Genomic DNA, 12,807 nt, shown 5'->3' on the forward strand with positions numbered 1-12,807 from the left:
GGGGGGGGGCGGGGGTGCGGGTGGGGCGCGCCGGTGGTGCTGACTGGGTATGGAGGGGGGGGGGGGCCCTCGCCGTTTGCTTGCACGGCCGTGCACCCTGCTGGCGCGGTGGGCGCGACGGGCCCGCCGATCCGAACCGCCGTACCGCCGACCTCGGCGGCGAGTGCTGGCTTCTGATCGTCGACGTCTGGGCCGGGCTCGACCTGGACGCCCTCGGCGCCGCCGTCGGCACTCTGCGCGGCGGCGGGCTGCTGGTGCTGCTGACGCCGCCCATCGACGCATGGCCCACCCGGGCAGACCCGGCCGCAGAACGCTTCGCGACCTTCCCTTATGCCGCGGCGGACGTCGGAGGACGGCTGGTGCCGCGGCTGTGCCGTTTGCTGGACGCCAGCGCGGCGGTTCGCCGGCTCGACGGGCCCGCCGCGCGGGACGCCAAAGCCACACCTATTGCCGCGGCGTTCAGGGCGCGCGACGCAGCGCCGTCGGTGGCCGCCGGGGCGCGCGACCCGAGCCCGCGCGTGCCCGCAGTCGAGATGCCGCTTGACCTCGTCGGCGCACACCCCGTTACGGACGACCAGGCGCGCGCGGTCGACGCCGTCGTCGCAGCCGCACGCAGCAGGGCCTGCCTGGCGCTGGTGATCACAGCCGACCGGGGGCGCGGCAAGTCCGCTGCCATGGGGCTTGCGGCGGCCCGACTGCGGACCGCGCAGAACCGCCGCATCCTGCTCACGGCCCCGCGGCGCAGCGCCGCTGCGGCCGTGCTGCGCCACGCCGGCGAGCCGGTGCGCTACCTGCCGCCGGATGCGCTGCTGACCGCGAAACCGGCGGCGGATCTGCCCCTGGTGGATGAAGCCGCGGCCATCCCGGCTCCGTTGCTAGAGGGGATGCTGCTCCACTAGCCCCGCGTTGTCTTCGCCACCACAGTACACGGCTACGAGGGCACCGGTCGCGGCTTCGATGTGCGCTTTCGTGCGGTGCTGCACCAGCACAGCCCCGGCTGGCAGGCGCTGCGACTGAGCACGCCGATCCGCTGGGCGGCCGGCGACCCGCTGGAGGCGCTGGTCAACCGCGCGCTGCTGCTGGATGCGGAGCCGGTTGCGGATGACGAGGCCACCGCGGCACTGGCTGGCGCCGGCGATCTGATCCGCATCGAGACGCCCGATCGAGACCAGCTCGCACATAACGAGCGGCAGCTCGGCCAGGCATTCGGACTGCTGGTGCTCGGCCACTACCAAACCCGACCTTCGGACCTGCGTCGGCTGCTGGACGCCCCCGACATCGCTGTGCACCTACTGCGGGCCGGCGAGACTGTGCTCGCCACTGCGGTCAGCGGCCGTGAGGGCGGACTGCCGTCAGACCTGCTGGTGCCGATCTTCGAAGGTCGCCGCCGCCCGCAGGGCCACCTGCTGCCGCAGACCCTGTCCGCGCATGCCGGGTTGTTCGATGCACCCGCACTGGCCTGCCGACGCATCCTGCGCATCGCCGTGCATCCGGCCACGCGCCGGCGTGGACTGGGCCGGCGGCTGTTGACCGCCATCGCCGCGGCAGCAGCCGCAGAGGGCGCAGACCTCATCGGCGCCAGCTTCGGCGCCACGCCGGCGCTCGTCCGCTTCTGGCGGCGCTGCGGCATGCATCCGGTGCACATCGGCAGTCGGCGCAACGCTGCGAGCGGCGCCCACGCAGCAGTGCTGCTGCGGGCACTGACGCCCGCCGGCACGGCGTTGCTCACCCGCGGCCGCGAGCGCCTGCTGCCCCGCTTCGGCGTGCTGCTGAGCGGCCCGCTGCGGGACCTATCCCCAGAACTGGTGGCGGCACTCATCGCAGGCGCACCGTGCGACCCGACGATGCCCACCGCAGATGACCTTCGAGAGCTGCACGCCTTCGCTGAGACCGACCGCGCGCTGGACGCGACGCGACCTGCGCTGCATCGGCTCCTGCAGACGACACTGCCGCAAGCGCTGGCCACAACGACCCTGCCCAAGCCCGAGGCGGCCGCCCTCATCACTTGCGGGCTGCAGCAGCACGAGCCCGCCGCGGCCGCCCATCTTCTCGGTGCCACAGGGGCTGCCGCCGTGCTCAGAGCCCTCCGCCTGGCGGTGGCCAGGCTGCTGCAGCAGACCCGACCAGCTTGAGCGCGGCGCCGTCTCGAGCACGCCAAAAGCGTCCTAACCGTGTTCCAGCCGGGGCAGAAAAAGCTGTTACCGGCTAAGCTCACGGGTTTCGCCGAGTCACCGAGGGCCTCGCCATGAAACCTGCTCCGCTGCGCCTCAAAAAGGATCAGGAACGCCGCCTGCTCGCGGGGCATGCCTGGGTCTACAGCAACGAGGTGGATACCACCGCTACGCCGCTGACGGCACTCACACCGGGCCAGGCCGTGGAGATCATCGCGCACCGCGGACGCTGGCTGGGTCACGGCTATGCCAACCCACACTCGCTGATTTGCGCGCGGTTGGTGAGTCGGCGGCGTGCTGAGCCTCTGGGCGCGGCCCTGCTGGTGCAGCGCATCCGCGCGGCACTGGACCTGCGGGAGCGGGTCTATACGCAACCCTTTTACCGTCTATTACACGGAGAAGGCGACGGCCTGCCGGGGCTGGTCGTGGATCGCTATGGCGACCTGCTGGCGGTGCAGATGACGACTGCCGGTATGGCGCTTCTGCAACCCATGGTGCTGGCGGCCTTGGAGCAGGTGCTGCGGCCGCAGCGCATCGTTCTGCGCAACGACACACCCATCCGGGAGCTGGAGGGGCTGAGCCAGGGCATCGACTGGGTGCTGGGCGACGACCCGGGCGAGCTGGAGCTCACCGAGGGCGGCGTGCGCTTCGCCGTGGCCCCGGGCGGTGGGCAGAAGACCGGCTGGTTCTTCGACCAAGCGGACAACCGCCGCGACCAGCAACGCTTCGGGTCCGCACCCCGGGTGCTGGACGTGTGCTGTTATCTCGGTGCCTGGGGGCTGCAGGCGGCCGCTGCGGGTGCGCAGCAGGTGACCTTCGTCGACAGCGCCGATGCTGCGCTCCACCAAGTCGCCGCCAACGCCGAGCGCAACGGCCTCGCCGAGCGCATCCAGACCCGGCACGGAGATGCCTTCGAGGTGCTGCGCGCATTGCGCGACAACGGCCTGCGCTTCGACCGCGTCATCTTGGACCCGCCGGCCTTCATCAAGCGCCGCAAGGACGAGCGCGAAGGCACCCGTGCCTACGAGCGCCTGAATCGGCTTGGCCTGGCTTTGCTGGAGCCGGGCGGGCTGCTCATCACCTCGTCCTGCTCCTTCCATTTGAGCCGCGACGCCTTCCTGCGCACGGTGCAGTCCGCCGCCCGCCGCACCGAGCGGGAGCTCCAACTGCTGCTCACCGGCGCCCAGGGGCCGGACCACCCGGTGCACCCGGCGATCCCGGAGACGGCCTACCTCAAAACCCTGTTTTTGCGGGCGCTGCCCGGGTGACCTGAGGCGCGCCCGGTGTCGGCTCAGCCGAGCACGATCCGCCCCCCGAGGCTCACCACCCCTGTCACGACGATGATGGCAAGCAGGTTCAATCCGAGCCCGGTCCGTGCCATCTGCGCGATGCTCACCTGCCCTGATGCGAACACGATGGCGTTCGGCGGGGTCGCCACGGGCAGCATGAAGGCGCAGCTCGCCGCAAGCGCAGCGGCCGTGAGCAGTATGCCTGGAGGAGAGTCCGTGGCCGCAGCGGTGGCCGCGAGCACAGGCATCAAGGTCGTGGTCACCGCGGTGTTGCTGGTGATCTCGGTCAGCAGCACCACCAGCGCGGCCACTGCCAGCACCAGCACCCAATGCGGCAACCCGCCGAGACCAGCCAGGCCGCCGGCGATGAAGCCGTCTACGCCGTTGCCCGCAATGGCCGATGCCAGACTCAGGCCGCCACCGAACAGGAGCAGGATCTGCCAGGGGACGCCTTTGGCCGTCTCCCAGTCCAGCGCCCGCGGCCGCGGCTCGCCGAACGCCGGGCGGGGACCCGCCGGCAGCACGAACAGCGCCAGCGCGCCCAGCATTGCGATACCGGCATCGGTTAGGCCCTCCACGCCCGTCCAGGTCGCAAGCTGCGGGCGCAGCAGCCAGCCGGCCGCCGTCACCCCGAAAACGATGGCCGTGACCCGCTCCCCAGAGCTCATGGGGCCGAGGCGCGCCAGCTCATTCGCCAACAGCGCCCGGCCGCAGCGAAACGGCGCCGCCGGCAGCGGAAAGGCGACGCGGGTCAGGTACAGCCAGGTGAGCGGCAGCAGCACCGCCACCAGCGGCAGCCCGATGCCGAGCCAGCGAACCATGCCCAGGTCCATGGCATAGTGCTCGCGCACATAAGCGGCCAGCACCAGGTTCGGCGGCGTACCCACCAGCGTGCCGGTGCCGCCGATGGAGCACGCGTAGGCGATGCCGAGCACCAGCGCCGTGCCGAAAGCCTGCATTGGCATGGGGCCACCGTCATCGCCGCCGCCCTGCTCAGCGAGCAGCCGAAGCACGCTCACGCCGATGGGCAGCATCACAATGGCCGTCGCGGTGTTACTGATCCACATGCTGAGCAGCGCTGAGGCCAACATGAAGCCGCCCACCAGTGCCCGCGGGCTGGTGCCCACCCGCAACAGGATCCACAGCGCTATGCGCCGGTGCAGCCCGAAACGCTGCACCGCGAGCCCGAGCAGGAAGCCTCCGAGAAAGAGAAAGATCAGCGGGTTCGCATAGGGCGCTGTGGCCGCGCCGATATCGGCGATGCCGAACAGCGGGAAGAGCGCCACCGGCAGCAAGGCCGTGGCTGCCAGCGGCACCGCCTCGGTGAGCCACCAGACCGCCATCCAGACAGCGACCGCCGCGGTCGCCCGGCCGGCCGGGTCGAGCCCGGCCGCGGCCCCGTCACCATCGACAACGGGTCCGGCCGCGGGCAGCAGCAGCCAGGTTGCCAGCGCAAGTGCCGGTCCCAGCAGCAGGCCGAGCCCCGCGATGTCTGCATGCCGCAACGTCATCCCGCCTCCGCGCTGCTTGGCCTCTTGTGTCCGAGCCAAGCGGACTTCTGGTCTCATAGGGTGCTGTCGGGTCCGCAAACATAACCGCGCGACGCCAAGTCTAGCCGTGAGTGCGGACCCTTAGACCATACTATGGTTAGCACCTCCCCGGCCGTTGTCGGCGTGGCGCCGCTCAATCAGTCTACAACCGCCAGGGGGTCGTCCGTGTGCTTCAACGCCGCCGCGAGCTTCGCCGCCAGTGCCGTCCTGATACCGGCCGGGATCCACACGCTCCGAGTCGCACGAGAGGCGGAGCCGCGGTGGCTGCCGCTCGCGGGGTTTCCGCTGCTGTTCGGCATCCAACAGGCGATGGAGGGCGTTCTTTGGCTGGCGTTGGGTGACCCGCTAGGGCGTATCGTCGGTGTGCCGCCGGGGACGGCGACACCAGTGATGGCGCTCGGCTTCCTCGGCTTCGCTTACTTGCTGTGGCCAGTGCTGGTGCCCCTGTCGGCCCGCAGCGTGGAGCCGGGGCCGAGGCGCCGGCTGCTATTTGGACTGCTCGCGGTCTTGGGCGCCGCCGGCGGGTGCTTCATCTACCTGCCGCTGCTCTTCAATTCGAACTGGCTCGAGGTGAGCATCCATGGCGGCTCCATCCTCTACGAGCCGAAGATTCTTTTTGCCTCGGCACTCGGCACACCCCTCGGCCGCGGGCTCTATGCGCTGGTGGTATTAGTGCCGCTTCTGACGTCGTCGGAGCAACTGGTGCGCCGGTTCGGCCTGATGATATTCCTGTCGGTGGTGCTGAGCGCGGTGGCTTACGGCTTTGCGTTCGTATCCGTCTGGTGTTTCTTCGCCGCCCTGTTGTCCGCCTGGCTCGGCGTGCGGCTGCCGGAGCGGCTCGGCGAGCAGGTCCTCGTGGCCGGCGACGCAAGCGGACAGCGCCATACATCTCAAGGCTAGGAAAGCGCCGATTGATTGGCGCTTCCCGTGCGGGGCAGGACGCCCCGCCATGTTCGGCGACCCAAGTCGCTAAAAATCAGCATCTCCCTAGGTGCGCCTGCCGCGAGACGCTGACCGAACGGGGGTCGGAAATACCGCTCGAGCGGCCTGGCCCGGATCGCTACTGAAACCGGGTGGCCGCAGCACACAACCGCCGGCGCGGCGGGCTTACTTCAAGGTCTGGTAGTAATCCATCAGGATCTGAGCCACCTCCGGTCGGCTGAACTCGGGTGGCGGCGCGATACCCTGGCCGAGCATCTCGCGCACCTTAGTGCCCGAGAGCAGCACGAAGTCTTCTTTGGTGTGGTCCGGCGCCTCGCACATCATGACCACCTTGTTCAGCTTCTTTGAATATGCCGTGTGGTCCGCCTTGAAGATCTCGATGTCCAGCGCGCCCGCCGGCACCTGCTCTTCGAAGATCTTCTGCGCATCGAAGGGGCCATAGTAATCGCCGACGCCGGCGTGATCGCGGCCGATGATGAAGTGGGTCGCACCCATGTTCTGGCGGAAGTAGGCGTGCAGCACTGCCTCACGCGGGCCGGCATAGAGCATGTCGAAGCCGTAGCCTGTGACCATTGCGCTGTTCGGCGGAAAGTACAGCTCTACCATCTTGCGGATGGCCGCATCGCGCACGGGTGCGGGAATGTCGCCAGGCTTGAGCTTACCGAGCAACATGTGGATGACAAGCCCGTCGCACTCCAGACGCTCCATGGCCATATGGCAGAGCTCTTCGTGCGCGAGATGCATGGGGTTGCGGGTCTGGAAGGCGACGACACGCTTCCAGCCGCGCTCGGCGATCTCGTTGCGGATCTCAACCGCGGTACGGAATGTGTCTGGGAAGTCGTCCTGAAAGTAGGAAAAATGCAGCACCTCGATGTTGCCCGAGAGTGCCAGGCGGCCCTGGCTGTTGAAAGCGGCAACGCCCGGGTGCTCGCCGTCCAGGGTGCCGTAGACATGCTCGGTGAGCAGCGCCATCTGCTCATCCGAGACCTCTTCGATAGCATCCACATCCATGACAGCCAGCACGGGCTCCCCGTCCATGTTCGGGTCGCGCAGCGCAATGCGGCGCGCATCGCCGATGGCGGACACGTCGGGCACCAGGCACATGATGGGCACAGGGAAGAAAAGCCCGTCCGTGGTGCGCATGGTCTGGGCGACGCTGACCGCGTCGGCAAGGTTCATGTAGCCCGTCAGCGGCGTGAAGTAGCCACCTCCCATCATCACCGCGTTGCCGGCGGCCTGGGAGCTGACGGTAATAGCAGGAAGGCCCTCTGCCTCCCGCATCAGCGCGTGATGGCGGTCGGGGTCATAGACGAATCGTGGCTTTAGTTCCGCAGAACCGACGGGTTTGATCATGGGAGCCTCTGTCATTGGCGCTGCTTCAGATGAAGGAGACGGCTGGATGGGGCGCGGCGGCGGCGATAGGCGGCTCGCGGTGATGGGCCGTCGGGGCCCGGAGGAACCCTGGCGCCCCCTGCCGCTGCCGCCGCAGAGCGGCCTGGACCTTACCACAGCAGCTGTAGTGGTTTTCCCAGGATTTTCCTATGGCCGGGACAGGAAATTTTAAGGCGATATGCGCCGGTCGGGCGCCCAGCCGCCGCAGTAGAGTGACCAGCGGCGCCGGCCAGATCCCGCCGCCTTGCTTTTCGCGATTGATTCTGAGAAAACCCCGGCCCGACCGTTGAGGTCGAATGAAGCTCAACGACGCGCCATGTCCATCGGCGGCACTGGCGACCTCTTCCTGCTCGACGGCGCCCGCCGAACAAAGGCGTCTGCCACCACATGTATTTAGGTGACCCGCATGCCCTACTTCGTTTATCGCGTTTCACCCAACTTGGACCTGCGGTACATCGATACCAAAGACCGCTACCAGGACGCGCGCGCCCTCGTGCGCAGCCTGCGCCAGGAGCGCACCCCCGACGACGACGGCGATTACCGCCTGATCTTCGCAAATCAACAGGGTGAAGCCGAGAAACTGCTCTCAACCCCACGGGATGAGCGTGTCATAGGAGAAGATTGACCGCTCTACACACCAAGACCGACATCGCATGGCGCAACCCGAGCGGCGCCGGCGGCTATCGCGACGGTGCATTCCCCGAGGATTACGAACTCTGGCTGCGACTGCACCGCAGCGGCCATCGCCTGGCCAAGCTCAAGCAACCGCTTCTGGACTGGCGCGACGAGCCCGGACGCCTTTCACGCCGGGATCCGCGCTATGCACGCTCGCCCACTGGTGCTTTGCTATGTGGCAAGCCATGGCGCCCGCGCGTCCGTCGTCCACGAGCTCTCACGCATGGGCTACCGCAAGGGCAGCGATTACCTGCACGTCGGTTGAGAAGATGTGGGCAACAGCAGTGCCTCGACACCCTGTGACCCCCTCCGATGGCGCCGGGATGGATTGGTACAGCCAGCGTCGCATGAGGCTGGACCTCACGAGCGGTGAGCGAGTCCCTCGGCCGCGAGATGCCGCAAGACCTTGCGTACGTAGTCCTGCGTCTCCCGATAGGGTGGAATTTCGTTGCCGTATTTCTTCACGGCATTCTCGCCGGCGTTATACCCGGCAAGCGCCAGGCGCAAGTCGCCGTCGAAAAGATCAAGCAGGAAGCGCAAATAGGCCGCGCCACCGCGGATGTTCTGCGCCGGGTCCCAGACGTTGTTGACGTTGAACCGCGCGGCAGTACCCGGCATGAGCTGCATGAGCCCGCAAGCGCCAGCGTGCGAGAGAGCGTTGGCCTTGTAGGCGGACTCGGTGCGGATCACGGCATGCAGCAAAGCGGGGCTCAGGCCATAACGGGCGGCGTTGGCGTCAATGAGGTGGCGATAGCGCGCCCGCCGCTCCGACATGGAGCCGCTGATGGGCGCCGACGGCCGAACGGCGGACACGTTCAGCGCATGGCTGTCCAGCCGCGCCTGTACACGCGCCATCGCGGCCTCCTTGCGCTCCTGCTGCGCCTCGGACTGCGCTTTGTTCTCCGCAACCAGGCGCTTTGAGGTTCGCTTCCATTCCAGGCTCAGATGCGCCCCTGACAACGGCTCATCAGAGAAATAGACGTTCCCGTCCTTGTCGACGTACTTGTAGACGTCTGCCACGGCGGGTACCCCAGCGCCAGCGCAGCCCAGCATCACCGCGCAGACAGCCGCCGCCCGCAAGACCTCGAGCCGGCCGATCCGGGAGCGTCGAGGGGGTGACAGCGCGCGCATACGGGTTTACCCTAGTAGCGAATCGTAAGGTGGCTCGCATGCAACACAATATAGCACAGCGTCGAGTCGTCAAAAGGCAATTTCTCACCCAGAACAGTTGGTTGTTGCCAGTTCGTTATGCCCTGAGTCAGTAGTCTCGACCAAGCACCGGATGCGCCGTGAATTTACGGTTGCAATCGTTCAGGCTGCGACTATACTCAGGGAGCACAATAAGTCGTTTAATTGGGGGAAATCAATGAATCGCCGATACTTTCTCGGCGCAGGCTTAGCTGTTGCATCAGCACCAGTCTGGGCCCGCCGCAGCACCGACACCGACGTCCGCACGTTGTCACTGCATCACCTGCACACCGACGAGCGGATGAGCGTCGCCTACCGCATCGGTGACCACTATCAACGCAGCGCACTGAAGCGCTTGAACCACTTCCTGCGGGACTTCCGCACGGGCGATGAAATCGCCATTGACCCGCAGCTGTTCGATCTCCTGTACGACATCAAGCAGCGACTCGGCAACGCCGACGGCACGTTCCAAATCATCAGCGGCTATCGCTCACCACGCACCAATGGCATGCTGCGGCGCACCTCCTCCGGCGTCGCCCGCCGCAGCCTGCACATGACAGGCCAAGCCATTGATGTGCGCCTGACGGAGACCCCGACGCGCAATATTCGCGATGCGGCGCTCACCCTGAGTCGCGGCGGCGTGGGCTTCTATTCGCGCTCTGATTTCGTGCACCTGGATACCGGCCGCGTGCGTCAATGGGGCGCCTGAGCCTCTGCACCACCTGTCGGCACCACACCACGGCGCCCGCACTGCGGGCATCATCTCCGGCCTGCCGTCAGCCGTTACTGCTCTTCGGGAAGAGTGGCGGCAGGCAGGCCTCTTCTGCCTCATCCGGAGCAGGCCGGTTGCCCTCCAGAAACGGCCGCAGCGCCGCCAGCAGCTCAGCGCCCTGCCACGTTCCCGACACGGCTTTTCCTGCGCCATAAACTTGGTCGTCAAGTGTCCGGATCAGCGCTCGCTCCGCCGCACCCGCGCCGCGCGCTTCCAGCAGGGCTCCCAGCCTGTCGCCCACAACCCGCCCTGACTGCGAGGCCGCCCAAGCCGCGAGTGCCGTACGCGCAGCCACCGCATCATTTTGCTCACACGCCCGGCGAAAACGCCGCACCCAGGCCGCCGTAGGGACTGCCGCTGGCGCGCTTGCCGGAGCCCCCGCCTTCATTGCGCCCTCCGCGCGTAGGCGTCCTCGCCCGAGCCTCCGAAGTAGCCAGGCTGTCAGTGCTGCCAGCCCTAAGCCCAAGGGCAGCGTCGCCAACCCCCAGGCGTCCGCGCCCGCCTGGGTGATGAAACGCTGTCGCCAGGTCTCCCTTCCCGACGCCGCCAATGCCTCCGGCGATGCCGCCGACTCCCCCACCACGAGCCACTGCCGGGCCGGCACGCTTGCCTGATGAGCCTGGTCCAATCCGAGATTCCACCAGGGCAAGCGCACTTCCGGCACTGTCAGGATGCCGGGCAGAATCGGCACCAGTGTCTGCCGCAGCGTCGTTGTGACCTTGAGGTCATCACCGATCTGCGCAGACTGGTGCTGCGGGGCGTGCGAATAGACCCGCAGGCCCCTCACCGCCGGCATTTCGGGCAGCGGCAAGGCGCTTGCGGCGACGCCGGCGGCCTCGATGACAATGCGCCGCTCCAGCGGCTCGCCCACGCGCACTTCCTCCGGCTCCTGCTCCCAATGCTCACTGATGGACACGGATTCCGCGGGCAGCCAGGGCGAACGCGCTGCCACCGGCGCCGGTCGGACCTGCAGCACCAGGTCTGGCGCACGTCTGGTGACGACGGCCCTTCGCTCGACGAGTGCGTCCGACCTGTTACCCTGAAGCGCGCGTTCCGGCACCGCCGCCGTTAGCCTGGGGCCGGCGATGGTGAGGCGCCCGGCGCGCTCCGCCACCACCACATAAAGCCTCTCGCTGACGCGATAGCGGCGCCCGTCCTGCTCCACGTCGAAGCGGCGATCCGTCCCGATGCGCCGGACCAAAGCCCCCTGGGCCACCGGGTCCGAGAGGGTCGCGTCCCGCAGCGGTACCCGCGCGAGCACTCGCACGCGATAGCGCAGCCGCGCCTGTACATAGGGAGCGTCCGTGTCGGCGCTCACCTCGAGCAGCACATCGGATGCGGGGACTTGCGGACCTGCGACATCAGCGGTTGCGAATGCCGGCATTAGACAAGCCATCAGCAGCGCGATTAACGCCGCCGCAGGCCGCGGCACCCCCGCAACCCTGCCAGTAACGCACTCAGTGCAGCTCACCGTGCCGTCTCAGGTATTGGAGCATCAGGCGTTCCCGCAACAAGCGGCCGGGGTCGTCTGGTACTTGCTGCAATAGATAGGCATCGGCGGTTGCATGTGCGCCGTCTGCGCCCTCATCGGCAGCGGTCAAAGCCGGCGTGGTGCCGTCCTCATGCGCCGGCGGCGCCTCTCCGCCTACTCCCAGAGCACCGATGCCACCGCGCCCGGTCTTTGCGCCGAGCGCGCCGGTCGGCACCTCATTGGCGGGCGGGTTGAGAGGAGGCGACCGGTCGGATGGACCAGCCGCCGACTCCTGAGCAGTGCGGACGTCGAGGCGGGCCTCGCGCGCGGGGACTGCCTGCTGCACCGCTGCTGTCGTGGCGTCGGTCTCATCGGACTGGCCGGCGGCGGCTCCGATCGCTGACGTTGACGCACCGCTACCCGCAGGGACCTGGAGCGTCGCCACCGCATCGCCGCCGCCTGCAGCCTGCGCCCCGCCGGCGGCTCCAAGACCGCCCGCCCCGTTGCCGGCACCCCTGTCATCACGCCCTTGCCGCGCTGCCGCATCACCGCCGGCCGCGGCCCGCACTTCCGCCGGACTCTCCATCAGGTCGAGCACCAAGCGGCGATTGTGCCGGGCGTCAGCGTGCTCGGGCTGCAAAGCAAGTGCAGCGTCGTACTCGCCTACCGCATCCTCGAAGCGCCCGAGGTGGGCCAGCACATTGCCGCGGTTATAGTGGGCTTCCGCGCCCGTTTCGCCGCTGAGTGCCGCCAGCGCACCTGCATAATCGCCCGCGCGATAGTGAAGCGCTGCCCGCCAGCGCGACCCATCCACTCGCGCGAGCGCGGATGCAAGCCGACCGGCGTCCGCATCAAGCAGGGCGCGCTGCTCCGGCCGCAGCCAAAGATCCTCCCAGAAGCCCGCCTGCACCGGCACCGGCGGCAGTGACAAGACTGCCAGCGGCACCACAGCAAGCCAACCGCGGCGAAACACCACCGCCGCCAACGGCAATAGCAACAGCAATAGCCAAGGGCCGTCATCCCGCCACTGCCGCTCTAGGCTCACTCGCTCACCGTCTGTAGCCGACGCCCCGCCGGGCTGCAAAGCCAGCAGCCTTGCAGTATCAAGATCATCGGCGCGGGAGGCGGTGACAATACCGGTTCCGGCGCGAGCCACGGCATCCAGCGCACGACCCTGCGCCAGCGCCAACACCGAGACCCGATGCCCGGCATCGGCCAACGCCGCTGCCGCAGCGCGCGCTCCCTCGGCAGGTGCCGCAGCATCCGTGATCAGAATGACATCCGCCGCCGCAACCGCGCTGCGGCGCAGCAGTCGGCCTGCGAGCTGCAACGCCAGATCCGTCCGACGCTCGCCAAC

At 68.1% G+C, this 12,807-nt stretch carries 9 protein-coding genes and 1 pseudogene; 5 read left to right on the forward strand and 5 right to left on the reverse strand.

The genetic code is table 11. The annotated features are described in order from the left end of the window. The first annotated feature begins 20 nt into the window (after positions 1-20). Both I6U14_RS18315 and I6U14_RS12975 read left to right on the forward strand, forming a co-directional pair. Positions 21-2,132: pseudogene (locus I6U14_RS18315) on the forward strand (GNAT family N-acetyltransferase). Positions 2,133-2,245: 113 nt separating this feature from the next. Continuing rightward, entirely contained in the window at positions 2,246-3,439 is a 1,194-nt protein-coding gene (locus tag I6U14_RS12975; RefSeq protein ID WP_296899926.1) for a class I SAM-dependent rRNA methyltransferase, read from the forward strand. Between the two features lie 23 nt (positions 3,440-3,462). On the opposite strand, the gene I6U14_RS12980 is transcribed toward I6U14_RS12975, so the two are convergent. Beyond that, positions 3,463-4,971, reverse strand: coding sequence for an SLC13 family permease (locus I6U14_RS12980; RefSeq protein WP_296899927.1), 1,509 nt, complete (start codon positions 4,969-4,971; stop codon positions 3,463-3,465). 204 nt (positions 4,972-5,175) lie between these two features. Between I6U14_RS12980 and I6U14_RS12985 the strand changes: the two genes are divergently transcribed. Further along, complete coding sequence (locus I6U14_RS12985) at positions 5,176-5,910, forward strand: DUF6629 family protein (RefSeq protein WP_296899929.1); 735 nt, start codon at positions 5,176-5,178, stop codon at positions 5,908-5,910. Between the two features lie 207 nt (positions 5,911-6,117). On the opposite strand, the gene sat is transcribed toward I6U14_RS12985, so the two are convergent. Beyond that, positions 6,118-7,305 carry a sulfate adenylyltransferase gene (sat, locus tag I6U14_RS12990; RefSeq protein ID WP_296899931.1) on the reverse strand — a complete coding sequence of 396 codons (1,188 nt, stop codon included), beginning with the start codon at positions 7,303-7,305 and terminating at the stop codon, positions 6,118-6,120. 445 nt (positions 7,306-7,750) lie between these two features. On the opposite strand from sat, the gene I6U14_RS12995 reads away from it, so the two are divergent. Next, the gene (locus I6U14_RS12995; RefSeq protein ID WP_296899933.1) at positions 7,751-7,969 is read left to right on the forward strand and encodes a hypothetical protein; all 219 of its coding nucleotides are present in this window, start codon (positions 7,751-7,753) and stop codon (positions 7,967-7,969) included. A gap of 410 nt (positions 7,970-8,379) precedes the next feature. Here I6U14_RS12995 and I6U14_RS13000 read toward each other — a convergent pair whose 3' ends face one another. Next, on the reverse strand, positions 8,380-9,150 hold the full coding sequence (locus tag I6U14_RS13000) for a transglycosylase SLT domain-containing protein (protein ID WP_367115666.1): 771 nt from the start codon (positions 9,148-9,150) through the stop codon (positions 8,380-8,382). A gap of 235 nt (positions 9,151-9,385) precedes the next feature. Here I6U14_RS13000 and I6U14_RS13005 point away from each other — a divergent pair, with 235 nt between their 5' ends. Further along, positions 9,386-9,916 carry a DUF882 domain-containing protein gene (locus tag I6U14_RS13005; protein ID WP_296899935.1) on the forward strand — a complete coding sequence of 177 codons (531 nt, stop codon included), beginning with the start codon at positions 9,386-9,388 and terminating at the stop codon, positions 9,914-9,916. 67 nt (positions 9,917-9,983) lie between these two features. Here I6U14_RS13005 and I6U14_RS13010 read toward each other — a convergent pair whose 3' ends face one another. Together I6U14_RS13010 and I6U14_RS13015 are read right to left on the reverse strand one after the other, a co-directional pair. Then, positions 9,984-11,363 (reverse strand): hypothetical protein, encoded by a 1,380-nt coding sequence (locus I6U14_RS13010; RefSeq protein ID WP_296899937.1) that lies wholly within the window; start codon positions 11,361-11,363, stop codon positions 9,984-9,986. Between the two features lie 73 nt (positions 11,364-11,436). Next, positions 11,437-12,807, reverse strand: a 1,371-nt coding sequence (locus I6U14_RS13015) for a tetratricopeptide repeat protein (RefSeq protein WP_296899940.1), incomplete at its 5' end; no start/stop codon positions are given.

The sequence above is a fragment of the Thiohalocapsa sp. genome, from assembly GCF_019695415.1.
GTDB lineage: Bacteria > Pseudomonadota > Gammaproteobacteria > Chromatiales > Chromatiaceae > Thiohalocapsa.

Coding starts and splice junctions, on each gene's coding strand:
- I6U14_RS12975 (WP_296899926.1), top strand. CDS start 2,246: ATGAAACCTGCTCCGCTGCGCCTCAAAAAGGATCAGGAACGCCGCCTG.
- I6U14_RS12980 (WP_296899927.1), bottom strand. CDS start 4,971: ATGACGTTGCGGCATGCAGACATCGCGGGGCTCGGCCTGCTGCTGGGA.
- sat (WP_296899931.1), bottom strand. CDS start 7,305: ATGATCAAACCCGTCGGTTCTGCGGAACTAAAGCCACGATTCGTCTAT.
- I6U14_RS12995 (WP_296899933.1), top strand. CDS start 7,751: ATGCCCTACTTCGTTTATCGCGTTTCACCCAACTTGGACCTGCGGTAC.
- I6U14_RS13000 (WP_367115666.1), bottom strand. CDS start 9,150: ATGCGCGCGCTGTCACCCCCTCGACGCTCCCGGATCGGCCGGCTCGAG.
- I6U14_RS13005 (WP_296899935.1), top strand. CDS start 9,386: ATGAATCGCCGATACTTTCTCGGCGCAGGCTTAGCTGTTGCATCAGCA.
- I6U14_RS13010 (WP_296899937.1), bottom strand. CDS start 11,363: ATGCCGGCATTCGCAACCGCTGATGTCGCAGGTCCGCAAGTCCCCGCA.